The sequence below is a fragment of the Janthinobacterium sp. Ant5-2-1 genome (assembly GCF_001445815.1).
GTDB classification, from domain to species: Bacteria; Pseudomonadota; Gammaproteobacteria; order Burkholderiales; family Burkholderiaceae_D; genus Janthinobacterium; species Janthinobacterium lividum_E.
The window spans coordinates 19,189-43,509 of sequence record NZ_LNCE01000006.1 but is presented as its reverse complement, the minus strand read 5'-3'; the positions used below and the strand labels follow the sequence as shown (position 1 = coordinate 43,509).

The window sequence follows — 24,321 nt, the reverse complement described above, 5'->3', positions numbered from 1 at the left end:
ATCATGGACAAACCCTTGAAAAAGATCTGGCTCGATACCGATCCCGGTTTCGATGACTGGCTGACGATGCTGCTCTTGGGCAGCAATCCGGACATCGAGTGGCTGGGCGTGAGCGTGGTGGCGGGCAATGCGCCCGTCGCCATCACCTATGACAACGCCTTGCGCATCAAGGCCCATGATGGCTTGACGGTGCCGATTTACCGCGGCTGCGAAGAGCCGCTGGCGGGCGTCATTGAAACGGCGCAGCGCATCCTCGGCGACAGCGGCATGCCGACGACAGGCGAGATCCTGCCGCCCGGCGCGGCCACGGACGCTGCCGGCCACGCCGTCGATGCGCTGATCGCCGCGGTGCGCAAGTATCCTGGCCAGATCACCATCATGGCGATTGCGCCCATGACGAACCTGGCAACCGCCTTGAGCCGCGCGCCTGACATCGCCGAGAAAATCGTCGAAATCATTTTGATGGGCGGTTCCACCGACCAGGGCAACCACACGGCGGCGGCCGAATTCAATATCTATGCGGACCCGGAAGCGGCCGCCCAGGTGTTCCAGGCCGGTATCCCGCTGCGCATGTTCGGCTTGAACCTGTGCCGCCAGCTGCTGGTGACGAATGGGGAAGTGCGGCAGCTGCGCGCCATCGGCACGCCGCGCGCGCAGCGTCTGGCCGGCTACCTGGAAGCGTACGTGCGTATCCGCAGCGCCGACGGTTCCGTGCCCATGCCCATGTACGACCCCGTGGTGGCCCTGTACCTGGAAGCGCCGCAGCTGTTCCAGTTCCAGAGCGCCCACGTGGCCATCGAATTGACGGGCGAACTGACGCGCGGCATGACGGTGTGCGAGTTCCGCGTGCCGCGCCGCGCACCCATCAACACGCAGGTGGCGATGCTGGCCGATGGCCCGGCCGCCATCGCGTTGCTGATGCAGCGCCTGGCCGGCATTCTCGCCTGATCCACTCCCTTACGAAACGAGCTTCATGTCTAATTCCCCCCTGAGCATCGAACAGTTTTTACGCGCCATGCCGAAAGTGGAGCTGCATTGCCATTTGTTCGGCACGGTGCGCCAGGCAACCTTCCGCGCGCTGGCCGCCAAGACGGGCAATGCCGTCACCCCCGAGGAAATCGACTCTTTCTACACGCGCGGCGACAAGCCCGTCGGCGTGCTGCGCGTGCTGCGCGCGCTCGATGCGCACCTGATCGTCTCGCCGACGGACCTGTATTGCCTGGCGTATGAATACCTGGAAGACGCGCATGGCCATGGCGTGAGCTATGCGGAGTTCTTCTGGAACCCGACGGGCACGGTGCGCGTGTCGGGCATCCGCTACGAGTCGGCGCAAGACGCCATCGTGGCCGCCATCCGCGACGCGCAGCGCGACTTTGGCGTGATAGGCCGCTTGATCCCCAGCATCGACCGTGAAGCGGCTCCCGCCGAAGCCGTGCAGATGGTGGAATGGATGAAGGCCTATCGCGCGCCGGAAGTCATCGGCATCGGCATCGACTACCGCGAAAACGATCGCCCGCCGGAACTGTTCATCGAAGCCTACCGCGCCGCGCGCGCCGCCGGTTTCAAATGCACGGCGCATGCGGGCGAATTCGGCATGCCGTGGATGAACGTGGAGACGGCGATAGACGAATTGAAGGTGGATCGGATCGACCATGGCTATACGATCGTCGACAATCCGGAACTGGCGCAGCGCTGCGTGGAGCGAGGACTTGTCTTCACCGTGGTGCCCACCAATTCGTATTACTTGCGCACCCTGGCGCCCGAGCGCTGGGCGCTCGATCACCCGATCCGCGCCATGGCCAAGCTGGGCCTGAAACTGCATCCGAACACGGACGATCCGACCCTGCACCACGTGACGCCGACGGGCGCCTGGATGCTGATGCGCGAATTCGGCTTCGACCTCGATGACATGCGCGGCTTCATGTTGAATGGCCTCGACGCGGCCTGGATCGACGAGAGCACGCGGCGCGACTGGCGCGTGGAATTTACGCGCGAATTCGATGCGCTGCGCGCCCGGGTCGCCGAATAAATCAGGCTGATGCTGGTGGCGGTGCCAGCAGCGATGGAAACGCCCGCTGCGGGCAGCTTTGGCGCTCGCACACCTTGCAGCCTGTTCCGATGGGTGTGGCGCTGCTCGGGTCGTGCAGATCGAGTCCCTTCGAGTAGATTAGCCGGTGCGCCTGCGAGATGTCGCAGCCCAGCGCCACGGCAAAGGTCTTGCCCGGCGCGCGAAAGCCCGGCGACGCCGTGCTGACCTGGCGCGCGATCCACAGATAGGTGCAGCCGTCCGGCATGCTGGCCACTTGCGTGAGCACCTGTCCCGGATGGCTGAAGGCGTCGTAGACGATCCACAGCGGGCAGGTGCCACCCACTCTTGAGAAATGAAAGTCCGTGGCCGACTGGCGCTTCGAGACATTGCCTGCGCGGTCCACGCGCACGAAGAAAAACGGCAAACCGGCCGCATCGGGGCGCTGCATGGTGCTCAGGCGGTGGCACACGGCTTCGAAGCCCACGCCGAACTGGTGCGCCAGGCGCTCGATATCGTAGGCGCGCGTTTCCGCCGCCTGCAGGAAGCGCTGGTAGGGCATCAGCAGGGCGCCCGCAAAATAATTGGAAAATGCCAGGCGCGCGCCCGTTTGCGCGGCCGCGCCGGACAATCCTGCCGCCAGCACGAGAGCGTCGATTAACTCGCTGTGCTCGAGCAGGCTGATTTGCGCCGCCATCTGGAAGGCGCGCTGGCCGCCCGTCAGGGTGTCGGGTAGCCACAATATCTGTTGCTGGGCGTCGTAGCGGTGCTTGCGCACCATGCCCGCGTCGCCATCGGACAGGCGCACTTCGATGCCGTGGCGTTCCAGCAGCCGTCCTTGCAGCGCGTCGAGCGTGCGCAGGGCGGGATCGAGTTCGCCCGCCACCAGTTCCGCCGCCCGGTCCAGTTCGTCGATATAGTTTTGCCGCCGGTTCAGGTATTCGCGCACTTCCTCGTCCGTGGACGGGGCCGCCGAGCTGGCGCCGCGGCTGCCATCGTCGAGGCGCGCGGCCAGGGTATCCGCCCGTTCCGCCATCACCCGGTAGCGCCGCTGCAGCAGCAAGATCGAGCGGGCCAGTTCCGGCATGTTTTCCACCAGCATTTTCAATTCCGCCATCGAGGTGGGCGGCGCGTCGGGCAATTCGCCGAACACGTCGCGCACGTCGGCCACGAGGCTGGCGCTGTCGTGTTCGGAAAAGATTTGCGGATCGACCCCCAGCACCGTGCCGATGCGCAGCAAAATCGGCACGGTCAGCGGGCGCTGATTGCGCTCCATCTGGTTCAGGTAGCTGGGCGAAATGCCCAGGGACTTGGCCAGCGCCACCTGCGTCATGCGCCGTTCCTCGCGCAGCCGCTGCAGGCGCACGCCCATGAAAACCTTTGCCATCGCGTTTCCTCTTCCCCGGTTTGTGGAATCTGCAAATTTACAATATTTGCAGATTAACAGATTCAGCTTTGCATTATCTCGCATTTTCACGCCTTGTTCGCGGCGGCGATTGTGCGAATAATGCAAAGAGACTTATACCCACACAAGGAGACACCGAGTGACCACGCAAACAACAATTCCGACCGTTCCCCTCTTGATCAACGGCGAGTGGGTTGAATCCCAAACCACCATCTGGCGCGACGTCGTCAACCCTGCCACGCAGGAAGTCCTGGCCAAGGTACCGTTCGCCACGCCGGATGAAGTCAATGCGGCCATCGCCTCGGCCCAGCGCGCCTTCAAAACCTGGCGCAAGACGCCGATCGGCGCGCGTGCCCGCATTTTCCTCAAATTGCAGCAGTTGATCCGCGAAAACATGGCCGACCTGGCCGCCACCTTGACGATGGAACAGGGCAAGACCCTGCTCGACGCGGAAGGCGACGTCTTCCGCGGCCTGGAAGTGGTGGAGCATGCGGCCAATATCGGCACGCTGCAAATGGGCGAATATGCGCAAAACGTGGCCGGCGGCGTCGATACCTACAGCGTGATGCAGCCGCTGGGCGTGTGCGCCGGCATTACTCCGTTCAATTTCCCCGCCATGATTCCCCTGTGGATGTTCCCGATGGCGATTGCCTGCGGCAATACGTTTGTCTTGAAACCATCGGAACAAGATCCGCTCGTGACGGAAAAACTCGTGCGCCTGGCCTTGCAGGCGGGCATCCCGGCTGGCGTGCTGAACGTCATTCACGGCGGCGAAGACGTGGTCAACGCCCTGTGTGACCACCCGGACATCAAGGCGATTTCGTTCGTGGGCTCGAGCAAGGTGGGTACGCATGTGTACCAGCGCGCCAGCCTGAACGGCAAGCGCGCGCAATGCATGATGGGCGCCAAGAACCACGCCGTCGTCTTGCCGGATGCAAATAAAGAACAGACCTTGAACCAGTTGCTGGGTGCGGGTTTCGGCGCGGCCGGCCAGCGTTGCATGGCCGCCTCGGTCGCCGTGCTGGTGGGCGAAGCGCGCGAATGGCTGCCGGAATTGGCCGTCAAGGCGCAAGGCTTGAGCGTCGGTGCCGGCAAGGACAATCCGGACCTGGGCCCCGTCATTTCCTGCGCCGCAAAAGAGCGCGTGCACAGCCTGGTCGCCAAGGGCATCGAGCAGGGCGCCGTGCTGACCCTCGATGGCCGCGACGTCAAGGTCGATGGCTATCCGAACGGCAACTTCGTGGGACCGACGATTCTCTCCGGCGTGAAGCCCGGCATGGTCGTGTATGACCAGGAAATCTTTGGCCCCGTGCTGATCGTCGTCGAAGTCGACACGCTCGACGAAGCGATTGCCCTGGTCAACGCGAATCCGAACGGCAACGGCACGGCGCTGTTCACGCAAAGCGGCGCTGCCGCTCGCTACTTCCAGGAAGAAATCGACGTGGGCCAGGTCGGCATCAACGTGCCCATTCCCGTGCCCGTTCCCCTGTTCAGCTTTACGGGTTCGCGCGGTTCGAAACTGGGCGACCTGGGTCCGTTCGGCAAGCAAGTCGTGCTGTTCTACACGCAGACGCAAACGATTACCCAGCGCTGGTTCACGGACGCGGCCTCGGTGGGCAAGGTCAACACCACCATCAGCCTCAAATAAGGAGCTGGCATGGACTTTGAACTGAGCGACGAGCAGCGCGAGTTCCAGCAGGCGGCGCGCGCGTTTGCCGAAGGCGAACTGGCGCCGCACGCAGCCCATTGGGACGCGGAATCGATCTTCCCCGTGGAAACCATCGCCAAGGCGGGCGAGATGGGCTTTTGCGGCCTGTACACGCCGCAGCGCTGGGGCGGCCTGGGCCTCAGCCGCCAGGACGCGGCCATCGTCTTCGAGGAGCTGGCCGGTGGTTGCACCTCGACCACGGCTTACATCACCATCCACAATATGGCCACCTGGATGCTGTCGCGCTGGGGATCGGAAGCCCTGTGCGACGAATGGGTGCCGGCCTTGGCCGCAGGCCAGAAGCTGGCCAGCTATTGCCTGACGGAACCGCAATCGGGTTCCGACGCGGCGTCCTTGCGCACCAAGGCCGTCAGGGATGGCGACTTTTATGTGCTGGATGGAACCAAGGCCTTCATTTCGGGCGCGGGCCAGACGGACATGCTGATCGTCATGGCGAGAACCGGCGGCGAGGGCGCGGCCGGTATTTCCGCCTTTGCCGTGCCGGCCAACTTGCCCGGCATCGTGTATGGCAAGAAGGAAGAAAAGATGGGCTGGAACAGCCAGCCTACGCGCATCATCAGTTTCGACCAGGTGAAAGTTCCTGTCGGTAACTTGCTGGGCGCGGAAGGTGAAGGCTTTACCATTGCCATGAAGGGCATCGATGGCGGGCGCATCAATATCGCCGTGTGCTCGGTGGGCACGGCGCAGGCTGCCTTGACGCGCGCGCAAGCGTACATGAAGGAGCGCACGCAGTTTGGCCGCGAGTTGGCGCAATTCCAGGCCCTGCAATTCAAGCTGGCCGACATGCTGACGGAACTGGTGGCGGCGCGCCAGATGGTGCGCCTGGCTGCCTGGAAACTGGACCAGGAAAGCCCGGACGCCACGGCGTATTGCGCGATGGCAAAACGTTTCGCCACGGATGTTGGTTTTAACGTGGCCAACGATGCGCTGCAATTGCATGGCGGCTACGGCTACATCCGCGAGTATCCGCTCGAGCGCCATGTGCGCGACACGCGGGTGCATCAAATCCTGGAAGGGACGAATGAAATCATGCGCCTGATCGTCGCGCGAGCGATTCTGAAAGACGGCGCCACGGAGACCTTACGATGAGCAAAGTGTATACAAATTTACTGCTGGAACGCCGTGGCCATACGGCCCTGGTGACCCTCGACAACCCGCCCGCCCACACGTGGACCCTGGCCAGCCTGAACGGGCTGACGCAGCTGGTGGCCGACCTGAACGCGGATCCCGACGTGTATGCGCTCGTGATCACGGGCGGCGGCGCCAAGTTCTTCTCGGCCGGCGCCGACCTGAACGTGTTCGCCGACGGCAACAAGGACACGGCTTTCGGCATGGCCGCCGCGTTTGGCGAGGCGTTCGAGGCGCTGTCCGCGTTTCGCGGCGTCAGCATCGCCGCCATCAATGGCTATGCCATGGGCGGCGGACTTGAGTGCGCGCTGGCCTGCGACATACGCATCGCGGAAGAACATGCGCAGATGGCCTTGCCGGAAGCGTCCGTCGGTTTGCTGCCGTGCGCGGGCGGCACGCAGCACTTGCCGTGGCTGGTGGGCGAAGGCTGGGCCAAGCGCATGATTTTATGCGGCGAGCGGGTCGATGCGGCCAAGGCCCTGGCCATCGGCCTCGTCGAGGAGGTCGTGCCAACCGGCAAGGCTGCCGCCACGGCGCTGGCCCTGGCCGCCAAGGTGGCGCGCCAGAGCCCCAGCAGCGTGACGGCGTGCAAGACCCTGATCCAGGGCGCGCGCAGTCATCCACTCGTCAATTCCTTGCCCGATGAACGCACCCTGTTCCTGGGCCTGTTCGATACGCAAGACCAGAAAGAGGGCGTGCAAGCGTTCCTGGAAAAACGTCCGGCGGAGTGGAAGAATGGCTGAAACTACTGTGGCTGAAACCTTGCTTGAAACAGTGAAACTGGAAGAGCGCGACTGTCCTGGCGGCATGAAGCTGGGCGTCATCACGCTCGATGCGCCGAAATCCCTGCATGCGCTGACCCTGGACATGATACGTGCCATCGATGGCGCCCTCGTGCGCTGGTCCAGCGACGCTGCCATCGCCTGCGTGGTGCTGCAATCGTCGACCGACAAGGCCTTTTGCGCGGGCGGCGACGTGCGCAGCCTGCGCTCGGCCGTTGCCGAGCAGCCAGGTGTCGTGCCCAATCCGCAGGCGCTGGCCTTCTTTGCCGAGGAATACCGGCTCGACCACCGCATCCATACGTATGCAAAGCCGCTGCTGGTGTGGGGCGGCGGCATCGTCATGGGCGGCGGCCTGGGCCTGATGGCCGGTGCCAGCCACCGGATCGTGACGGAAAGCACGCGCATCGCCATGCCGGAAATCACCATCGGCCTGTTCCCTGACGTGGGCGGCAGCTGGTTCCTGGGCCGCATGCCGGGGCGCAGCGGCCTGTTCCTGGGTTTGACGGGCGCGCCGATGAACGCAGCCGACGCCCTGTTCGCGGGCCTGGGCGACTATTTCCTGCGCCAGGAAGAGCGCGCCATGGTGCTCGACGCGCTGGCGCTGGCGCAATGGCAAGCCAGCCCGCAGGCGAACAGCGAGCAGCTGGACCGCTTGCTGCGCGGTTTCTCGGCGCCGGCCTCCGTGCTGCCCGTCTCTGAAGTGCGCGCCAACTTCGACGCCATCACCGCGCTGACGCAAGCGCCCACCTTGCCCGAAGTGGTGGCCGCCATTGCCGCGTACGACGGCGATTCGGCGTGGCTGCAAAAGGCGGCCCACTCGCTGGACAAGGGCGCGCCCACTTCGGCCGCGCTGGTCTGGGCCATGCGCGACCGCACGCGGCACATGAGTTTGGCCCAAGTGTTCCAGCTGGAACTGATCGTTGCCGTGCAATGCTGCGCCCACGCGGACTTCAGCGAAGGCGTACGCGCCTTGCTGATCGACAAGGACAACGCGCCGCAGTGGCAGCCAGCCAGCCTGGTCGACGTCAGCGATGCGTATCTGAATGAATATTTCGCGGCGCCATGGGATAGCCATCCTTTGCGCGACCTGCATTAAAAGAACAACAGGAGATTTTTACCATGCAACATATCGCTTTCATCGGCCTGGGCAACATGGGCGCGCCGATGGCCCGCAATCTGGTGGCCGCCGGCTTCCACGTGTCAGTGTTCGACCTGGCGCCAGCGGCCGTGGCGTCGCTGGTCGAGGCGGGCGCCACGGCGGCTGCTTCCGCCAGCGCGGCCGTGCAGACGGCCGACGCCGTCATCACGATGCTGCCAGCCAACAAGCACGTGCAGGAACTGTACTTGGCGGCCGGCGGCGTGCTCGACTCGGCCAAGCCCGGTGCCCTGTTCATCGATTGCAGCACCATCGCCGCCGATGTGGCGCGGCAAGTGGCGCAGGCGGCCAGCGAGCGCGGCTTTGCCATGATCGATGCGCCCGTCTCGGGCGGAACGGCGGGCGCGGCAGCCGGCACCCTGACTTTCATCGTTGGCGGCAGCGAAGCGGCCTTGCAGCAGGCGCGTCCTCTGCTGGAAAAGATGGGCAAGAACATTTTCCATGCGGGCGAGGCGGGTGCGGGCCAGGTGGCGAAGATTTGCAACAACATGCTGCTGGGTATCTTGATGGCGGGCACGGCCGAGGCCTTGAACCTGGGCGTGGCGCATGGCCTCGATCCGAAAGTCCTGTCCGACATCATGGCCAAGAGTTCGGGCCGCAACTGGACCCTGGAAGTGTACAACCCGTGGCCCGGCGTCATGGACGGTACGCCCGCTTCGCGCAATTACACGGGCGGCTTCGGCACGGCGCTGATGCTGAAAGACCTGGGTTTGGCGCAGCAGTCGGCCCTGTCGGCGAACGCGCCCACGCCCTTGGGAGGCTTGGTGCGCCAGTTGTACCAGATGCATGCGCAAGCGGGGTATGCGCAGCAGGATTTCTCCAGCATCGTGCAGATGCTGCAGCCCGGCTTGAATAAACCCGCCTGAGGAACTGGGCAAAAAAAAGCCCGCTGGTAAAAGCGGGCTAAATCCAATTCTTGGAAGAGTTGGAGGAGACAGATGCATTATGCTGCATCGCCACATATAACTCCAATTTATCTTTAGAATATCAACTATAGATTTCTGTGATATCTCTTCCTGGCAGCCGCGTGGCGGCTGCCAGCGCTACAGCGTTAGCCCGGAGTGCAGGCGATCTGCACGGTGGTGACGTTCGCTTCGCCCATGACGCCGACGCCGGTGTCTCCTACCACGTTGCATTTCAAGCCAGTTGGCTGGGCAAATACGCTGATGCCATAAGTGTCGCCATAGGGGACACGCGTTCCCATGGTGAAGGTCGTGCTGTCCTTGGCCACGGCGGTTTGCGCATTGCCGTAGATCAGGATCAGGCCGTCGGCTGTCAGGCCAGTCACCGTGCCGCCTACCGTATAACTATTTTGCGTGCATGAGACCGCTGCCTGGATGCTCAGGTAGTGACCGGCCGAACCGGTGCCGCCGCTGACGGCGCAAGTCATGTGGGCTGGCTGGCTCTGCACGGTGATGTTGTAGTCGGTGCCATAGTCGATGCGCTTGGCAAAGGTAAACGAGGTCTGGCCCGATTTAATCGGGAGATTGACGCCGCCGTTGGCCAGGACCAGGCCGTCGGTGTTCAAATTGCTGATGGTGCCACTGACATCATACGAGGCCTTGCCGCCGCAAGCAGCCAGTCCCAGGGTCAACAGCAGCGCGGCGAGTGGGCGCAGGCAGGATAACTTCATGTATTTCTCCAATCCAATATAGTGGTGACGAATCGCGTGGCTTACAGCGCCGTGCAGTTCAGTGCGGCGCCAGTCGTGGCGGCTGAACCCATGGTGCCGACGACATCGCGGCCGTTGGCGCTGGCAGAGCCTACGAACTTGCACGTCTGGCCCGTTGGATACGTCGCGATGGAAATATTGTAGGCAATGCCGTCATTGACATTCGGGAACGTATAGCTCGTGCTGCCTTTCAGCGGGCTGGTGGTGGTGCTGCCAATGGCCAGGGTCAAACCGTCCGCGGTCAGGCCCGTGATCGTGCCGCTCAGCGGGTAGGTATTGGTTTCGCAGCTGACGAAAGCCGTGGTCACGGAATAGCTCGATGCCTTGCCTGCGCCATTGGTAATCTTGCAAACGGCGCCTTTTGGCTGCTGCGCGATGCTGATGTCGTAGCGGTCATCGGTATTGACCAGCTTGGTGAAAACAAAGGAGGTCTGGCCTGCGGAGACCGGCAAGCGTTCGCCATCATTCAGGAGAATCAGGCCATCTTTTGCCAGATTGGACACTTGGCCACTCAGATACAGGTTGCCGCCGCTGCCGCCGCAGGCTGCCAATGTGACGGCGCAAGCCGCCGCCAGCATCGAGCGCAGGTACAAATTTTTCATACATTCTCCAAAACGAATTAGGTTGGGTAGCGCAACGCGGACGCTGGCGCCGCATTGGAATGGCGCCTATTTTAGTCTATCTGGCAAGCTGAATGATCTTGCCTTGTATCACCCTGTAACAATTTTTCGCCGGGAAGCGCTGGCCCGGCCCCATTTCACGGGGGCGCAGCCATGCCGGCGGCGGCGATCAATGCGACAATAGATGCAGGCTGCGCACTGTGGCGCGGCATCTACCGTGAATCCCATGTCCCTTGCCCCTGTAAAACCCGCCGTGCCGCCCAAGGCCATCCTGTTCGATCTCGACGATACCCTGTGGCCCATCGCGCCCGTGATTGCCGTCGCCGAAACCTTGCTGCACGACTGGCTGGCCACGCATGCGCCCAAGGTGGCGCAGCAGTTTTCCATCGAGGTGCTGCGCCAGCACCGCCTGGCCATGCTCAATGATCAACCGCGTTTCCATGGCAACCTGATCGAGTTGCGCCGCGCTGGCCTGCTGACCGCTTTCGAAGCTGCCGGCGAGGATCCCGCCCTCGTAGACGGTGCCATCGCGCAGTTCCTGGCTGCCCGTCATCGCGTCCAGCCGTATGACGATGTCTTGCCGGGCCTGGCCTGGATGGGCCAGCGCATGCTGGTCGGCTCCATCTCGAATGGCAATGCGGACCTTGAAATTATCGGCCTGGCGCAGCATTTTAAAGTGTCGATCGCCGCCAGCGACTTTGGCGTGGCCAAGCCCGACGCCAGCATCTTCCTGGCCGGTTGCGCCGCGCTGGGCGTGGCGCCCCACGAGGCCGTGTATGTCGGCGATGACCTGTATTTCGATGTGACGGGGGCGCAAGGGGCGGGCATGCGTGCCGTGTGGATGAACCGCAAGGGCAGCGACGCCCACCTGGCCGCCGGCGTGCAGCCCGACGCCATCTGCGCCAACTTTGATGAATTGCTGCTGTGGCTGCAGGGGCAACTGGAAGATTGATCGCCGCGGGACGGGCGAACGTGCATAATAGGCGCTGTTGCTGCACGTTCGGCCGCTTTCGTTGCCGCTTGCTTAACAAAATACTTTCTAAATAGAACACCATGCAACTCGATACACGTGCCCAAACACTGCTGAAAGCCCTGGTCGAGCGATATATCGCCGACGGCCTGCCGGTCGGTTCGCGCGCCTTGTCGAAAATTTCCGGCCTCGACCTGTCGCCGGCCACGATCCGCAACATCATGGCCGATCTGGAAGAGCTCGGTTATGTGTCCAGTCCGCATACCTCGGCCGGACGCATCCCCACGCCGCGCGGCTACCGCATCTTTGTCGACACCTTGCTGACCGTCCGGCATCTGGACGAGCATCTGGTGGAGTCGCGCATGCGCCTGCAGACGCCGCAGCCGCAAAAAACCATCGCCAACGCGGCGCAGATGTTGTCGTCGCTGTCGCAGTTTGCCGGCGTCGTGCTCAGCCCGCGCCGCGAATCCGTGTTCCAGCAAATCGAATTCCTGCGCCTGTCCGAAAAACGCATCCTGCTCGTCATCGTCGCGCCCGGCGGCGACGTGCAGAACCGCCTGCTGTTGACGGAGGCCGACTATACGCCGGCGCAACTGGTGCAATCGGCCAATTACATCAATCAGAATTATGGCGGCTTGTCCTTCGACGCCGTGCGTGTGCGCCTGCAAGGCGAATTGCGCCAGTTGCGCGACGACATGGGCAGCCTGATGCAGGCGGCCGTGGAGGCGGGCAGCGAGGCGATGGCCGACCATAGCGACGACATGGTGATTTCCGGCGAGCGCAACTTGCTCAGCGTGAGCGATCTGTCATCGAACATGCATTCGCTGCGCCAGATGTTCGATATGTTCGAGCAAAAGACGGGCTTGATGCAGCTGCTCGACGTGTCGAGCAAGGCGACGGGCGTGCAGATTTTCATCGGCGGCGAATCGAACCTGGTGCCGATGGATGAAATGAGCGTGGTGACGGCGCCGTATGAAGTCAACGGCAAGATCGTGGGAACGTTGGGAGTGATCGGACCGACGCGCATGGCTTACGAGCGCGTCATCCCGATTGTCGATATCACGGCCAAGTTGCTGTCAAGCGCACTCAGCCATCATTGATGCGGTTCAATGCTGCGCCGGCCGGCCCCTTGCGGGAATGGCCGGCGTGGGTCAGGCTGTTTTGTGCGGGCAAGCTGTCTTGGTGCAGTTGCCGTAGATGGCCAGGGCGTGTTCGGCGATCTTGAAGCCGCGCTCTTCGGCCACTTTTTGCTGGCGGATTTCGATTTCTTCGTCGAAGAATTCTTCGACCCGGCCACAGTCGAGGCACACCAGATGATCGTGGTGGGAGCCTTCGTTGAGTTCGAAAATCGCCTTGCCGGTTTCAAAATGGTTGCGGTTGAGCAAGCCTGCCTGTTCGAATTGGGTCAGGACGCGGTAGACAGTTGCCAAGCCGACATCCATATTATCGGCCAGCAGAATTTTATACACGTCTTCCGCGGTCAGGTGGCGTACCGGGCTACTCTGGAAGATATCGAGTATCTTCAGCCGTGGCAGGGTGGCTTTCAGGCCGCTTGCCTTGAGATCACTAGGATTGTTACTCATGTTTGTTGCTCGTATGTGGGTCAGGTGCTTTATCATATAGCGTTTTGTCGGGGAGTGCCAAAATATGCTTTTTTTTGGCGGGCCGGTCACTCCTGGCGTTTTGTTCATCCAATTGAGGTCATTTATGCGCGTAACACCGGCTGTATTGCCATCTCTCTGGCACCGTATTTCATTTCGAGCACCAGTCGTGGCAGGCATGGTCTGTGTCGCGCTGGCCATGTCCGGCTGCGCCAGCCGTGGCATCCTGGGCGAAAAGCCGGCAGCTGCTCAAAAAGAAGGCAAGGAAGTAGTCCCGGAACAGGGCGCACAAACGACGACCATTACGCCGCTGCAAAAATTCATGTGGTTTTTCTCGCCCTACCGTCCTGACATTCAACAAGGCAACTTTGTCTCGGAAGAGATGCTGGCCCAGTTGAAAGTGGGCATGACGCGCGACCAGGTGCGTTTCGTCCTTGGGACCTCGCTGCTGACCGATATCTTCCATGCCGACCGCTGGGATTATCCATTCCGCCTGGCCCGGGGCAGTGGCGAAACCACCAGCAGCCGCGTGGTCGTGTACTTCGGCAAGGATGGCAAGGTTGAACGTTTCGAAGGCGGCAACTTGCCGACGGAGAAAGAATACATTGACCGCATCGCTGGTCCGTCGCCGTTCGCCAAGGTCGCCAAGGCCGACGTGCCTGCCGCCGTCGTCCCATCGCCCGTGGCGCCAAGCGCCGTGCCGGTGCCGGCCGATGCCGCCCCTGCCATTCCTGTGAGCAAGCCTGACGTTGCACCTGCACCCGCAACGGCGCCTGCCGCCGAGCCTGCACCTGCTGCCGAACCCACCAAATAAGCTGTTGTAAGAGAATAAAATGACTGAACTGAAAATTGCCATCGCTGGCGCCAGCGGCCGCATGGGCCATATCCTGATCGAAGCCGTCAGCAACGCTCCCGACGCCGTGCTCGCTGGCGCGCTCGACCGCGCAGGCTCGCCGTCTGTCGGCCAGGATGCCGCCGCTTTCCTCGGCAAGCCTGCCGGCGTGCTGATCGAGTCCGACCTGGCCGCCGGCCTGGCCGGCGCCGATTACCTGATCGACTTCACGCGCCCGGAAGGCACTTTGCAGCACCTGGCGTATTGCGCCGAGCACGGCGTCAAGATGATCATCGGCACCACCGGTTTCGATGACGCGGGCAAGGCAGCCATTGCCGCCGCTGCCGAAAAGACGGCCATCATGTTCGCGCCGAACATGAGCGTGGGTGTGAATGTCACCATGAAGCTGCTGGAACTGGCCGCGAAAAGCCTGTCCGAAGGCTACGATATCGAGATCATCGAAGCCCATCACCGCTTCAAGGTCGATGCGCCATCGGGCACGGCCCTGCAAATGGGTGAAGTGGTGGCCGGTGCCCTGGGCCGCGACTTGAAGGAATGCGCCGTGTACGGCCGCGAAGGCGTGACGGGCGAACGCGACCCGTCGACCATCGGCTTTGCCACCATCCGCGGCGGCGATATCGTCGGCGACCATACGGTGCTGTTTGCCGGCATCGGCGAGCGCATCGAGATCAGCCACAAGTCGAGCAGCCGCGTCACCTACGCCCACGGCGCCCTGCGCGCCGCGCGTTTCCTGGCCGACAAGCCGACCGGCCTGTTCGACATGCAGGATGTGCTGTCGCTGAAGAACTGAGGAAGACCATGGCCACTGCCATCCTGAATGGAAAAGACATCACCGACGAAGCGAGCTTTCACGCGCAATGCGTGCAAGCCTTCGGTTTCCCCGAGTTCTACGGCAACAGCATGGATGCCTGGGTCGATTGCCTCAGCTATTTGCGCGACGACGAAAACATGACGCAGTTCCGTTTGAAACCGAACGAAGTGCTGGAAATCGTCGTGCAGGACGCGGAAAGCATGAAGGCGCAAGTGCCTGATTTACTGGAAGAAATCACCTTCTGTATCGCCGGCATCAATGAGCGCTATGACGATTATGGCGAAAAGCCGGCGTTGAAGCTGGTACTCAAGTGAATAGCATCGTAGGTCGGATTAGGCCCTGCGGGCCGTAATCCGACAACATTGTTGGCTGTGCAAGTCGGATTACGCGCAAGCGCTAATCCGACCTACGTCCGGACGACCAACATTTACACCACCTTGCGCTCGCGCAAGCCGTCAATTTCCGCACTGTCCAATCCCAGCCACTGCTGCAGCACTTCCTGCGTATGCTGCCCCAGCAATGGCGGCGGCAAGCGGTACTGCACTGGCGAGCTTGAGAGGCGCACGGGATTGGCCACCAGCGCCACCGTGCCCGCCGTCGGATGCGGCATCTCCACTTTCAAGCCACGCGCCACCACTTGCGGGTCGGCAAAGACCTGGTCGATGCGGTTGACGGGACCGCAGGGCACGGCTTGCGCCTCGAACGCGCTGATCCACTCGGCCGTCGTGCGCATGACCGTGGTCTGGCGCATCAAGGGAATCAGGATCGCCCGGTGCGTCACGCGCTGCGGATTGGTGGCGAAGCGTTCATCCTGCGCCCATTCCGGGTGGCCGGCGACGGCGCAGAAGCGCGAAAACTGGCCATCGTTGCCGATGGCCAGAATCATGTCGCCATCGGCCGTGGGAAAGTCTTGATATGGAACAATGTTCGGATGCGCATTGCCCATGCGCTGGGGCACCTTGCCGCCGCATAGGTAGTTGGCGGCCTGGTTGCCCAGCGCCGCCACTTGCACGTCGAGCAAGGCCAAGTCGATATGCTGGCCCAGGCCCGAGCGTTCCCGTTCGGCCAGCGCCGCCTGCACGGCGATGGTGGCGTACAGGCCCGTCAGGATGTCCGTCTGCGCCACGCCTACTTTTTGCGGTCCGGCGCCCGGCTGGCCATCGGGCACGCCCGTGATGCTCATCAAGCCGCCCATGCCCTGGATCAGGAAGTCATAGCCGGCGCGCGCCGCATACGGCCCATCCTGGCCGAAGCCCGTGATGGAGCAGTAGACGAGGCGAGGATTGAGCGACAGCAAGCTGGCCGCATCGAGGCCATATTGCTTCAAACCGTCCAGCTTGAAATTTTCCAGCAACACGTCCGATTCGGCAGCCAGCTTGCGCACCAGCGCTTGCCCTTCCGGCGCGGCCAGGTCGATGCACAAGGAGCGCTTGTTGCGGTTGGCGCACTGGAAATAGGCGGCCTCGGCCGTGTCGCGGCCGTCTTCATCCTTCAGATACGGCGGGCCCCAGGAGCGCGTGTCGTCGCCGCGGCCAGGCTGTTCAACCTTGACGACGTCGGCGCCCAAGTCGGCCAGCATTTGCCCGGCCCACGGGCCGGCCAGCACGCGCGACAGGTCCAGCACGCGCAAGCCGGTCAGCGGCGCGGGCCGCAGGGTGGAAGCCAAGGCGTCCATTAGTTGAAGGCGGCGATGCCGGTGATGGCGCGGCCGATGATCAGCGCGTGCACGTCGTGCGTGCCTTCGTAGGTGTTGACCACTTCCAGGTTGACCAGGTGGCGGATAACGCCGAACTCGTCGGAAATGCCGTTGCCACCCATCATGTCGCGCGCCACGCGGGCAATATCGAGCGCCTTGCCGCAGCTGTTGCGTTTCATGATGGAGGTGATTTCCACGGCCGGCGAACCTTCATCCTTCATGCGGCCCAGGCGCAAGCAGCCTTGCAAGCCCATGGTGATTTCCGTCAACATGTCGGCCAGTTTCTTTTGCACCAGCTGGTTGGCTGCCAATGGGCGGCCGAATTGCTGGCGGTCCATCGTGTACTGGCGTGCTTTCAGGTAGCAGTCTTCGGCCGCGCCCAGCGCGCCCCAGGCGATGCCGTAGCGGGCGCTGTTCAGGCAAGTGAACGGGCCCTTCAAGCCGCGCACGTCGGGGAAGGCGTTTTCTTCCGGGCAAAATACTTCATCCATGACGATTTCACCGGTGATGCTGGTGCGCAAGCCGACCTTGCCGTGGATTTCCGGCGCCGACAGGCCTTTCCAGCCTTTTTCCAGCACGAAGCCGCGGATCGCGCCTTCATCGTCCTTGGCCCAGACGACGAACACGTCGGCAATCGGGCTGTTGGTGATCCACATCTTCGCGCCCGACAAGCTATAGCCGCCCGGCACTTTACGGGCGCGCGTGACCATGCTGCCAGGGTCGGAACCGTGGTTCGGTTCCGTCAGGCCGAAGCAGCCGATGTATTCGCCCGTCGCCAGTTTCGGCAGGTATTTCTGTTTCGTTTCTTCATTGCCGAAGGCGTTGATCGGCACCATCACCAACGATGATTGCACGCTCATCATCGAACGGTAGCCCGAATCGACGCGCTCGACTTCGCGCGCGGCCAGGCCGTAGCAGACATAGTTCAGGCCGGCGCCGCCGTATTCTTCGGGAATGGTGGTGCCCAGCAAGCCCAGCTCGCCCATTTCGCGGAAGATGGCCGCATCCGTGCGGCCATGGCGGAACGATTCGAGTACGCGTGGCACCAGGCTGCCCTGGCAATAGTCGCGGGCCGCTTCCAGCACGGCGCGTTCGTCGCCCGTCAGTTGTTCTTCCAGCAGCAGGGGGGAATTCCAGTCGAATACGGTTTTGCTCATCACAGGCCTCGCAGGTGAGCGCCGGTGATCGGCGCAAGATTGAATATGGCTCATGGTAGGTTTTTGCCTAGCCTTGCGCAAACGATTTTTTCGCACCCAGACATGCGTACTGCGCATATCTTGCGGCATACTAGGAGCCTTTCACCGGCCGGATACCCCCATGTCACGCAAAATCCCCATGCTGCAAGCCTTGAACTGCTTCGAAGCGGCAGCGCGGCACCAGAGCTACACGCATGCGGCGCGCGAGCTGTCGCTGACGCAAAGCGCCGTGTCGCGCCAGATATCCTCGCTGGAAAGCTTTCTCGGCGTGCAACTGTTCCAGCGCACGCGCCATGGTGTGCTGCTGACCAGCGCCGGCGCCGCGTATGCGCGGCAGATCGCGGCCCGCCTCGACGGCCTGGAACGCGACACGCTCGACACCATGGCTCGCCAGGGTGGTGGCGGGGCCTTGCAGCTGGCTTCGGTCCCCACGTTTGCCACGCGCTGGCTGATGCCGCGGCTGTCGTCGCTGGCGGGCTTGCATCCCGACATCGTCGTGCATATCGATGCGTATACAAAGCCGTTCATGTTTGCCGATACGGAATACGACGGCGCCCTGTACGCGGGCACGCCCGAGCAGCTGGCGCGCTGGCCCGGCACGCGCGCCACCTTGCTCATGCATGAAGAAATCGTGCCCGTCGCCAGTCCGCGCCTGCTGGCCGCGCGCAGCGCCTGGCAGCCGCAGGATTTATTGGAACTGACTTTGTTGCAGCAAAGTACGCGCCCGGGCGCCTGGCGCCAGTGGTTCGACGCCATGCAGGTCGATGGGGAGCTGGCGCGCTACGGCGCCCGCTATGAACTGTTTTCCATGCTGGCCATGGCGGCCGTGCAGGGGCAGGGCGTGGTCTTGCTGCCCCGTATGCTGGTCGAGGCGGAACTGGCGCGGGGCGAGTTGCGCATCGTGTGCGAGCGCCCACTGCGTGGCCAGCGCGCGTATTACCTGATCACGCCCGAAGCGGCGCATGAAAAACTGGCCTTGCAGCAGTTCCGCGTCTGGCTGCAGGGTGAAGCCGCTTAGACGACTTTGCTGGTATCGAAGTGGGGATTGTCGATGAGGCCGATCTGGTTGCCGAACGGGTCGAGCAACTCCACCGTGCGGATGCCGTCGCCCACGTCCGTGATCGGATGGTGCAGGCTGCCGCCCAGCGCAACGATGCGCTCGACTTCCTGCTCGATGCCGTCCACGCCCCAGTACGTCACGCTGCCCTGCGTGCCAGGCTGGCCGTCCGGCAGCAAGCCCAGCTCGAAGCCGCCGATGGCAAAGCCGACGTAGAAGGGCTGGTCGAAATACGGCGCCGTGCCGAATACCTGGCTGTACCAGGCCTTGGCCTTGTCCAGGTCGGGGACGGGATAGGTGACGGTGCGCAAACCCTTGATCATGTGCTACTCCTGATGAATGAAGAGAAGGTCATCATGCCACCGGCGCGCGGCGCGTGATTGGAAAAATGGAAGGTATTCAAGTGCGCCGGCCCGCCAGCCACGCTTCGGGCGAACTGCGGGCGAAATCCTGGAAGTCGTGGATCAAGTGCGACTGGTCGAAATAGCCATATTGCAAGGCCACTTGCGCCCAATCCTGTTGTCCCGCCAGGCTTGTCAGCCCCTGGCTGGCCGCGCGAAAGCGGCAGATGCGGGCAAACAGCTTCGGGCTGATGCCCACTTGCTGGCGAAATTGCAGCGCCAAGTGCTGGCGCGACACGCCCAGCTGCCGCGCCAGGCCATCCACGCGCACCTGGCCCGATGCCGCCTCGATGGCCGCGATGGCATGTTCGGCCGCGCCGGCCTGGCGCCGTGGCGGCGCGGCGCGCAGGCGCAGCAGCAGATATTCTTGCAAAATAGAAACTCGTTGCGTATTGCTCAAGGGCTCGCTCCATAGCGCATCACCGAGGCGCGCCGCCAGCTCGCGGCCCCACAGCTGTTGCAATCCCGTGCGGCCATCGTTGAGTTCGCACAAGGGCAACTGGAAGAAGCGGGCGGCTGCGCCCGGCTTGAAGCGGGCCGCCACCGTCTGCACGAGGCCCTGGCTGACGACGGCAATGGGCGCTGTCATCATGCCGACGGCAAAGCTGGCGTCCTGCTGGTCCTGGCACAGGATGTCGATGCAATTGTCGGGCAAGACCTGGTGCGTGAAGGGCGTGGCGCCCGTCTGCACGCGGCACGTCCAGACGCAGTCCAGCCAGGGCCGCAGGGCGGGGAGGGGCGGATATTCCTGGTAGACGATCATGGCCGGCTTTGATGCAAAGAACAAGATTGTGCATATATTACACAGCATAATTGTGCGCCGGCCAAAATATGCGAGTCCGGGCCGCCAGCGCGCCGCGCTATCGGGCGGCGACAACCAGTATAATGCTCGGTTCATATCCACTATTGGCCGGGCCACGCTGGTCGCACATCATCATGCAAGATAAATATAGTCCCGCCGACGTCGAACAAGCCGCCCAATCGCACTGGAAGGCGATCGACGCCTATAAAGCCGTCGAACACGACCCGCGTTTCCCAAAAGGCAAGTATTTTGCCTGCTCGATGCTGCCTTACCCTTCGGGCAAGCTGCACATGGGTCACGTGCGCAACTATACGATCAATGACGTGATGTACCGCTACCTGCGCATGAACGGCTACAACGTGCTCATGCCGATGGGCTGGGATGCGTTCGGCATGCCGGCGGAAAACGCGGCCATGGCCAACAACGTGCCGCCTGCACAGTGGACGTATTCGAACATCGCCCACATGAAGCAGCAGATGGAATCGATGGGCCTGGCCATCGACTGGTCGCGCGAAATGACCGCCTGCAAGCCCGAATACTACAAATGGAACCAGTGGATGTTCCTCAAGATGCTGGAAAAAGGCATCATCTACAAAAAGACCGGTACCGTGAACTGGGATCCGATCGACCAGACCGTGTTGGCCAACGAACAAGTCGTCGATGGCAAGGGCTGGCGTTCGGGCGCGCTGATCGAAAAGCGCGAAATCCCCATGTATTACGCGCGCATCACCGATTACGCGGAAGAATTGCTGGCCTATGTGGATGACAAGCTGCCGGGCTGGCCCGAGCGCGTGCGCATCATGCAGACCAACTGGATCGGCAAGTCGACGGGCGTGCGTTTCGCCTTCCCGCACACAATCGCGGATGCCGAAGGCGCCCTGATCGGCGACGGCAAGCTGTATGTGTTTACCACGCGTCCTGACACCGTCATGGGCGTGACTTTCTGCGCCGTGGCCGCCGAGCATCCGCTGGCCATCCATGCCGCGCAAAGCAATCCTGCGCTGGCGGCGTTCAACGCCGAATGCAAGCTCGGTTCCGTGATCGAAGCGGACATGGCAACGATGGAGAAGAAGGGCATGCCGACCGGCCTGTTCGTCACCCATCCGTTGACGGGCGCGCAAGTGGAAGTCTGGGTCGGCAACTACGTGCTGATCACCTACGGCGATGGCGCCGTGATGGGCGTGCCGGCGCACGACGAGCGCGATTTCGGCTTTGCCAAGAAATACGATCTGCCGATCAAGCAAGTGATCGAAGTCAAGGGCCAGGAATTTTCGACGGACGCCTGGCAGGAATCGTATGGCAGCAAGGATGGCGTCTGCGTCGCCTCCGGCAAATACGACGGCCTGCATTTCGCGTCCGCCGTCGATGCGGTGGCGGCCGACCTGGCGGAACTGGGCCTGGGCGAAAAGAAAACCACGTTCCGCCTGCGCGACTGGGGCATTTCGCGCCAGCGCTACTGGGGCACGCCGATCCCGATGATTCACTGCGCCGATTGCGGCGTGGTGCCAGTGCCGGAAAAAGATCTGCCGGTGGTGCTGCCGGAAGATTGCGTGCCGGACGGCACGGGCAATCCGCTGAACAAATACGAAGCCTTTTTGCAGTGCGACTGCCCGCAGTGCGGCAAGCCGGCGCGTCGCGAGACGGACACCATGGATACTTTCGTCGATTCGTCGTGGTACTACATGCGCTATACCTCGCCAGGCTCGAACGACGCCATGGTCGACGCGCGCAACGATTACTGGATGCCGATGGACCAGTACATCGGCGGCATCGAACACGCCGTCATGCACTTGCTGTACGCGCGCTTCTGGACCAAGATCATGCGCGACTTCGGCCTGGTCAAGTTCGACGAGCCATTCGTCAACCTGCTGACGCAAGGCATGGTGCTCAACGAAACCTACTTCCGCAAGGACGCGGTGGGCAAGACCACCTGGTTCAACCCGGACGACGTGCGCCTGTCGCTCGATGACAAGGGCCGTCCGCAAAGCGCCGTCCTGGTGGCCGACGGCCAGCCGGTGGAAATCGGCGGCACGGAAAAAATGTCGAAGTCGAAGAACAACGGCATCGACCCGCAAGCGCAGATCGAGCAGTACGGCGCCGACACGGCCCGCCTGTTCACCATGTTCGCCTCGCCGCCGGAACAGACCCTGGAATGGTCGGGCAGCGGCGTCGAAGGCGCGAACCGTTTCCTGCGCCGCGTGTGGAACTTCGGCTATGCGCAGTCGGCGACGATCCAGGCCGCGCTGGCTGGCGGCGCGGCTCCCGCCACGGGCGACGCGCAGAAAAACCTGCGCCGCGAATTGCACAAGCTGCTGCAGCAAGCCGATTACGACTTGAAGCGCATCCAGTACAACACCGTCGTGTCGGCCTGCATGAAGATGCTCAACACCCTGGAATCGGCCAAGCTGGACGTTAGCGCGCAGTCGAAGGCACTGATCGCCGAAGGCTTCTCCATCTTCCTGCGCCTGCTGAATCCTGTCGCGCCGCACATCACCCACGTGCTGTGGCAGGAACTCGGTTACGCTGGCGTGCACGGCGACCTGCTCAACGTGGCATGGCCGCAAGTCGATCCGGCCGCATTGGAACAGTCCGAGATCGAGATGATGATCCAGGTGAACGGCAAGCTGCGCGGCTCGATCACGGTGGCCAAGGATGCGGACAAGGCCAGCATCGAAGCGGCCGCGCTGGCGTGCGAAAGTGTGCAGAAGTACGTCGAGACCACGCCGAAGAAGATCATCGTCGTGCCAGGCAAGTTAATCAGCATCGTGGTGTAATCATGACGACTTCCTCTCAAGTATCGCTGTTGGGCCGCCGCGCCGTGCTGGCGTTGGGCCTGACCGTCCTGCTGTCGGCCTGCGGCTTTCATTTGCGCGGCTCGAACGGCAGTTTCATGCTGCCGTTCGCGACGATGTACATCGGCTTGCCCGATTCGTCGCCGCTGGCGATCGGCCTGAAACGCTATATCCGCGCCATTGGCAGCACGGAGGTGGTCAATACCAAGGATGGTGCCGACGCCGTCCTCGAGGTGCTCACCGATCCGGAGAGGAATCGTACCAAGACCATTTTGTCCCTGAATACCAGCGGCCGCGTACAAGAGTACCAACTTGGCTATGCGATCAATTTCCGCGTATTGGACAAGGCCGGTAACCAGTTGCTGGCGCCGACGACCATCAGCCTGGTGCGTCCTATCACCTTCGACGACAGGCAGGTACTGGCCAAGGAAACCGAGGAAGCGGCGCTGTACCGCGACATGCGCAATGACCTGGTGCAGCAGATCATGCGCCGCCTGGCCGCCATCAAGCCGGTGCTGCCGGCCATGTCGGTGGCGCCAGTGGCGCCCGTGACGCCGGTCGCGCCGGCAGCCCCGCAGCAGTAACGGGGACGCCATGCAATTGCGGATAGACGCGCTCGATGGGCATGTGGCCAAGCCGCTGGCGCAGCTGTATGTGATCACCAGCGACGAACACCTGCTGGCGCTGGAAGCGGCCGACAAGATCCGCCGCGCGGCGCGCGCGCAGGGCTACTCCGAGCGCGACGTGCTGACGGTGGAACGCAGTTTCAAGTGGGGCGAGCTGCTGGCGGCGAACCAGGAGCTGTCGCTGTTCGGCGATAAAAAACTGATCGAACTGCGCATCCCCACTGGCAAGCCGGGCAAGGATGGCGGTGCGGCGCTGCAAAGCTACGCCAAAAACCTCAGTCCCGATAACCTGACCCTGATTACCTTGCCCAAGCTGGACTGGGCCACGCAAAAGGCGGCCTGGGTCGCCAGCTTGCAGCAGGCGGCCGTATATATCGACATTCCGAATGTGGAACGGGCGCAGTTGCCGGCCTGGATATCGCAGCGCCTGGCCGCGCAGGGGCAAAGCGCCGAACGGGCCAGCATCGACTTCATCGCCGAGCGGGTGGAAGGCAACTTGCTGGCGGCGCACCAGGAAATCCAGAAACTGGGCTTGTTGCATGCTGCGGGCAAGCTGACGTATGAACAAGTGCAGGACGCGGTGCTGAACGTGGCCCGCTACGATGTCTTCAAGCTGTCCGAAGCCATGCTGGCCGGCGATCCGGCGCGCCTGGTGCGCATGCTCGAAGGCTTGAAAGGCGAGGGCGAGGCGCTGCCGCTGGTCTTGTGGGCCGTCTCCGAGGAAATCCGCACGCTGTTAAAATTGAAGGCCGGCATGGCGCAAGGGCGTCCATTGGGCGCGCTGCTGAAGGAGTACCGCATCTGGGGTCCGCGCGAGCGGATGATGGAACCGGCCCTGCGGCGCATTTCGCTGCCCGTGCTGGAAGCGGCGCTGCAGCAGGCGGCGCAGGTGGACAAGATGATCAAGGGCTTGCGCGCCAAGGGCTACGCGGGCGACGCCTGGGACGCCATGCTGCAGCTGGGCCTGAAGATCGCCCGAGGTTAACTTTTATGGATAC

Annotated in this window: 24 protein-coding genes; 16 read left to right on the top strand and 8 right to left on the bottom strand. The window is 62.8% G+C overall.

Going from position 1 to position 24,321, the window contains the following annotated elements:
• The first annotated feature begins 3 nt into the window (after nucleotides 1–3).
• Complete coding sequence (locus ASN89_RS01455; protein ID WP_235501822.1) at nucleotides 4–948, top strand: nucleoside hydrolase; 945 nt, start codon at nucleotides 4–6, stop codon at nucleotides 946–948.
• A 25-nt stretch (nucleotides 949–973) separates the two neighbouring features.
• Nucleotides 974–2,029, top strand: coding sequence for an adenosine deaminase family protein (locus ASN89_RS01450; protein WP_058048022.1), 1,056 nt, complete (start codon nucleotides 974–976; stop codon nucleotides 2,027–2,029).
• A gap of 1 nt (nucleotide 2,030) precedes the next feature.
• On the opposite strand, the gene ASN89_RS01445 is transcribed toward ASN89_RS01450, so the two are convergent.
• Nucleotides 2,031–3,413, bottom strand: a complete 1,383-nt coding sequence (locus tag ASN89_RS01445; RefSeq protein WP_046684483.1) for a short-chain fatty acyl-CoA regulator family protein — start codon at nucleotides 3,411–3,413, stop codon at nucleotides 2,031–2,033.
• Nucleotides 3,414–3,570: 157 nt separating this feature from the next.
• Here ASN89_RS01445 and ASN89_RS01440 point away from each other — a divergent pair, with 157 nt between their 5' ends.
• The 5 genes from ASN89_RS01440 to mmsB are packed head-to-tail and all read left to right on the top strand — an operon-like array spanning nucleotide 3,571 to nucleotide 9,092.
• Nucleotides 3,571–5,079, top strand: coding sequence for a CoA-acylating methylmalonate-semialdehyde dehydrogenase (locus ASN89_RS01440; RefSeq protein ID WP_058048021.1), 1,509 nt, complete (start codon nucleotides 3,571–3,573; stop codon nucleotides 5,077–5,079).
• A gap of 9 nt (nucleotides 5,080–5,088) precedes the next feature.
• Nucleotides 5,089–6,249, top strand: a complete 1,161-nt coding sequence (locus ASN89_RS01435; RefSeq protein WP_046684481.1) for an acyl-CoA dehydrogenase family protein — start codon at nucleotides 5,089–5,091, stop codon at nucleotides 6,247–6,249.
• Nucleotides 6,246–7,031, top strand: coding sequence for an enoyl-CoA hydratase (locus ASN89_RS01430; protein WP_058048020.1), 786 nt, complete (start codon nucleotides 6,246–6,248; stop codon nucleotides 7,029–7,031). The genes ASN89_RS01435 and ASN89_RS01430 overlap by 4 nt, the downstream gene beginning before the upstream one ends.
• Nucleotides 7,024–8,166 (top strand): enoyl-CoA hydratase/isomerase family protein, encoded by a 1,143-nt coding sequence (locus tag ASN89_RS01425; protein ID WP_082654349.1) that lies wholly within the window; start codon nucleotides 7,024–7,026, stop codon nucleotides 8,164–8,166. Before ASN89_RS01430 ends, ASN89_RS01425 begins: the two co-directional genes overlap by 8 nt.
• A gap of 23 nt (nucleotides 8,167–8,189) precedes the next feature.
• The gene (gene mmsB / locus ASN89_RS01420; RefSeq protein ID WP_034778800.1) at nucleotides 8,190–9,092 is read left to right on the top strand and encodes a 3-hydroxyisobutyrate dehydrogenase; all 903 of its coding nucleotides are present in this window, start codon (nucleotides 8,190–8,192) and stop codon (nucleotides 9,090–9,092) included.
• A gap of 185 nt (nucleotides 9,093–9,277) precedes the next feature.
• On the opposite strand, the gene ASN89_RS01415 is transcribed toward mmsB, so the two are convergent.
• A complete protein-coding gene (locus tag ASN89_RS01415; RefSeq protein ID WP_046684478.1) occupies nucleotides 9,278–9,859 on the bottom strand; it encodes a hypothetical protein in 582 nt (193 codons plus the stop codon).
• A 41-nt stretch (nucleotides 9,860–9,900) separates the two neighbouring features.
• Nucleotides 9,901–10,500 carry a hypothetical protein gene (locus tag ASN89_RS01410; RefSeq protein ID WP_046684477.1) on the bottom strand — a complete coding sequence of 200 codons (600 nt, stop codon included), beginning with the start codon at nucleotides 10,498–10,500 and terminating at the stop codon, nucleotides 9,901–9,903.
• A 244-nt stretch (nucleotides 10,501–10,744) separates the two neighbouring features.
• On the opposite strand from ASN89_RS01410, the gene ASN89_RS01405 reads away from it, so the two are divergent.
• Together ASN89_RS01405 and hrcA are read left to right on the top strand one after the other, a co-directional pair.
• The gene (locus ASN89_RS01405; RefSeq protein WP_058048049.1) at nucleotides 10,745–11,470 is read left to right on the top strand and encodes an HAD family hydrolase; all 726 of its coding nucleotides are present in this window, start codon (nucleotides 10,745–10,747) and stop codon (nucleotides 11,468–11,470) included.
• Between the two features lie 101 nt (nucleotides 11,471–11,571).
• On the top strand, nucleotides 11,572–12,588 hold the full coding sequence (gene hrcA / locus ASN89_RS01400; RefSeq protein WP_034745713.1) for a heat-inducible transcriptional repressor HrcA: 1,017 nt from the start codon (nucleotides 11,572–11,574) through the stop codon (nucleotides 12,586–12,588).
• A gap of 51 nt (nucleotides 12,589–12,639) precedes the next feature.
• Here the strand turns inward: hrcA and fur are convergent, their stop codons facing one another.
• A complete protein-coding gene (fur, locus tag ASN89_RS01395; protein WP_034745717.1) occupies nucleotides 12,640–13,071 on the bottom strand; it encodes a ferric iron uptake transcriptional regulator in 432 nt (143 codons plus the stop codon).
• A 196-nt stretch (nucleotides 13,072–13,267) separates the two neighbouring features.
• On the opposite strand from fur, the gene ASN89_RS01390 reads away from it, so the two are divergent.
• Genes ASN89_RS01390 through ASN89_RS01380 form a run of 3 tightly spaced genes read left to right on the top strand, consistent with a single transcriptional unit; the run spans nucleotide 13,268 to nucleotide 15,067 of the window.
• Nucleotides 13,268–13,903 carry an outer membrane protein assembly factor BamE gene (locus tag ASN89_RS01390; RefSeq protein ID WP_235432943.1) on the top strand — a complete coding sequence of 212 codons (636 nt, stop codon included), beginning with the start codon at nucleotides 13,268–13,270 and terminating at the stop codon, nucleotides 13,901–13,903.
• Between the two features lie 19 nt (nucleotides 13,904–13,922).
• The gene (dapB, locus tag ASN89_RS01385; protein WP_046684475.1) at nucleotides 13,923–14,732 is read left to right on the top strand and encodes a 4-hydroxy-tetrahydrodipicolinate reductase; all 810 of its coding nucleotides are present in this window, start codon (nucleotides 13,923–13,925) and stop codon (nucleotides 14,730–14,732) included.
• An 8-nt stretch (nucleotides 14,733–14,740) separates the two neighbouring features.
• Nucleotides 14,741–15,067: a barstar family protein gene (locus ASN89_RS01380; RefSeq protein WP_046684474.1), complete on the top strand. Its 327-nt coding sequence runs from the start codon at nucleotides 14,741–14,743 to the stop codon at nucleotides 15,065–15,067.
• A gap of 113 nt (nucleotides 15,068–15,180) precedes the next feature.
• Here ASN89_RS01380 and ASN89_RS01375 read toward each other — a convergent pair whose 3' ends face one another.
• Entirely contained in the window at nucleotides 15,181–16,428 is a 1,248-nt protein-coding gene (locus ASN89_RS01375; protein ID WP_058048019.1) for a CaiB/BaiF CoA transferase family protein, read from the bottom strand.
• Nucleotides 16,428–17,606, bottom strand: coding sequence for an acyl-CoA dehydrogenase (locus ASN89_RS01370; protein WP_034745726.1), 1,179 nt, complete (start codon nucleotides 17,604–17,606; stop codon nucleotides 16,428–16,430). The genes ASN89_RS01375 and ASN89_RS01370 overlap by 1 nt, the downstream gene beginning before the upstream one ends.
• A 160-nt stretch (nucleotides 17,607–17,766) precedes the next feature.
• Between ASN89_RS01370 and ASN89_RS01365 the strand changes: the two genes are divergently transcribed.
• Nucleotides 17,767–18,663: a LysR substrate-binding domain-containing protein gene (locus ASN89_RS01365; protein WP_046684472.1), complete on the top strand. Its 897-nt coding sequence runs from the start codon at nucleotides 17,767–17,769 to the stop codon at nucleotides 18,661–18,663.
• Here ASN89_RS01365 and ASN89_RS01360 read toward each other — a convergent pair.
• Together ASN89_RS01360 and ASN89_RS01355 are read right to left on the bottom strand one after the other, a co-directional pair.
• Nucleotides 18,660–19,025, bottom strand: coding sequence for a VOC family protein (locus ASN89_RS01360; protein ID WP_046684471.1), 366 nt, complete (start codon nucleotides 19,023–19,025; stop codon nucleotides 18,660–18,662). The genes ASN89_RS01365 and ASN89_RS01360 overlap by 4 nt on opposite strands.
• A 76-nt stretch (nucleotides 19,026–19,101) precedes the next feature.
• Complete coding sequence (locus tag ASN89_RS01355) at nucleotides 19,102–19,890, bottom strand: helix-turn-helix domain-containing protein (RefSeq protein WP_235432930.1); 789 nt, start codon at nucleotides 19,888–19,890, stop codon at nucleotides 19,102–19,104.
• Between the two features lie 149 nt (nucleotides 19,891–20,039).
• On the opposite strand from ASN89_RS01355, the gene leuS reads away from it, so the two are divergent.
• The 3 genes from leuS to holA are packed head-to-tail and all read left to right on the top strand — an operon-like array spanning nucleotide 20,040 to nucleotide 24,308.
• Nucleotides 20,040–22,679 (top strand): leucine--tRNA ligase, encoded by a 2,640-nt coding sequence (leuS, locus tag ASN89_RS01350; RefSeq protein ID WP_058048048.1) that lies wholly within the window; start codon nucleotides 20,040–20,042, stop codon nucleotides 22,677–22,679.
• 2 nt (nucleotides 22,680–22,681) lie between these two features.
• Nucleotides 22,682–23,281, top strand: coding sequence for an LPS assembly lipoprotein LptE (lptE, locus tag ASN89_RS01345; protein WP_046684470.1), 600 nt, complete (start codon nucleotides 22,682–22,684; stop codon nucleotides 23,279–23,281).
• A 10-nt stretch (nucleotides 23,282–23,291) separates the two neighbouring features.
• Nucleotides 23,292–24,308, top strand: coding sequence for a DNA polymerase III subunit delta (holA, locus tag ASN89_RS01340; protein ID WP_058048018.1), 1,017 nt, complete (start codon nucleotides 23,292–23,294; stop codon nucleotides 24,306–24,308).
• Nucleotides 24,309–24,321 lie beyond the last annotated feature (13 nt).

What these genes read in the sequence shown, in the direction of transcription:
- ASN89_RS01455 (WP_235501822.1), top strand. Translation starts at nt 4, where the DNA reads ATGGACAAACCCTTGAAAAAGATCTGGCTCGATACCGATCCCGGTTTC.
- ASN89_RS01450 (WP_058048022.1), top strand. Translation starts at nt 974, where the DNA reads ATGTCTAATTCCCCCCTGAGCATCGAACAGTTTTTACGCGCCATGCCG.
- ASN89_RS01445 (WP_046684483.1), bottom strand. Translation starts at nt 3,413, where the DNA reads ATGGCAAAGGTTTTCATGGGCGTGCGCCTGCAGCGGCTGCGCGAGGAA.
- ASN89_RS01435 (WP_046684481.1), top strand. Translation starts at nt 5,089, where the DNA reads ATGGACTTTGAACTGAGCGACGAGCAGCGCGAGTTCCAGCAGGCGGCG.
- ASN89_RS01430 (WP_058048020.1), top strand. Translation starts at nt 6,246, where the DNA reads ATGAGCAAAGTGTATACAAATTTACTGCTGGAACGCCGTGGCCATACG.
- ASN89_RS01425 (WP_082654349.1), top strand. Translation starts at nt 7,024, where the DNA reads ATGGCTGAAACTACTGTGGCTGAAACCTTGCTTGAAACAGTGAAACTG.
- mmsB (WP_034778800.1), top strand. Translation starts at nt 8,190, where the DNA reads ATGCAACATATCGCTTTCATCGGCCTGGGCAACATGGGCGCGCCGATG.
- ASN89_RS01415 (WP_046684478.1), bottom strand. Translation starts at nt 9,859, where the DNA reads ATGAAGTTATCCTGCCTGCGCCCACTCGCCGCGCTGCTGTTGACCCTG.
- ASN89_RS01410 (WP_046684477.1), bottom strand. Translation starts at nt 10,500, where the DNA reads ATGAAAAATTTGTACCTGCGCTCGATGCTGGCGGCGGCTTGCGCCGTC.
- ASN89_RS01405 (WP_058048049.1), top strand. Translation starts at nt 10,745, where the DNA reads ATGTCCCTTGCCCCTGTAAAACCCGCCGTGCCGCCCAAGGCCATCCTG.
- hrcA (WP_034745713.1), top strand. Translation starts at nt 11,572, where the DNA reads ATGCAACTCGATACACGTGCCCAAACACTGCTGAAAGCCCTGGTCGAG.
- fur (WP_034745717.1), bottom strand. Translation starts at nt 13,071, where the DNA reads ATGAGTAACAATCCTAGTGATCTCAAGGCAAGCGGCCTGAAAGCCACC.
- ASN89_RS01390 (WP_235432943.1), top strand. Translation starts at nt 13,268, where the DNA reads ATGGTCTGTGTCGCGCTGGCCATGTCCGGCTGCGCCAGCCGTGGCATC.
- dapB (WP_046684475.1), top strand. Translation starts at nt 13,923, where the DNA reads ATGACTGAACTGAAAATTGCCATCGCTGGCGCCAGCGGCCGCATGGGC.
- ASN89_RS01380 (WP_046684474.1), top strand. Translation starts at nt 14,741, where the DNA reads ATGGCCACTGCCATCCTGAATGGAAAAGACATCACCGACGAAGCGAGC.
- ASN89_RS01375 (WP_058048019.1), bottom strand. Translation starts at nt 16,428, where the DNA reads ATGGACGCCTTGGCTTCCACCCTGCGGCCCGCGCCGCTGACCGGCTTG.
- ASN89_RS01370 (WP_034745726.1), bottom strand. Translation starts at nt 17,606, where the DNA reads ATGAGCAAAACCGTATTCGACTGGAATTCCCCCCTGCTGCTGGAAGAA.
- ASN89_RS01365 (WP_046684472.1), top strand. Translation starts at nt 17,767, where the DNA reads ATGTCACGCAAAATCCCCATGCTGCAAGCCTTGAACTGCTTCGAAGCG.
- ASN89_RS01360 (WP_046684471.1), bottom strand. Translation starts at nt 19,025, where the DNA reads ATGATCAAGGGTTTGCGCACCGTCACCTATCCCGTCCCCGACCTGGAC.
- leuS (WP_058048048.1), top strand. Translation starts at nt 20,040, where the DNA reads ATGCAAGATAAATATAGTCCCGCCGACGTCGAACAAGCCGCCCAATCG.
- lptE (WP_046684470.1), top strand. Translation starts at nt 22,682, where the DNA reads ATGACGACTTCCTCTCAAGTATCGCTGTTGGGCCGCCGCGCCGTGCTG.
- holA (WP_058048018.1), top strand. Translation starts at nt 23,292, where the DNA reads ATGCAATTGCGGATAGACGCGCTCGATGGGCATGTGGCCAAGCCGCTG.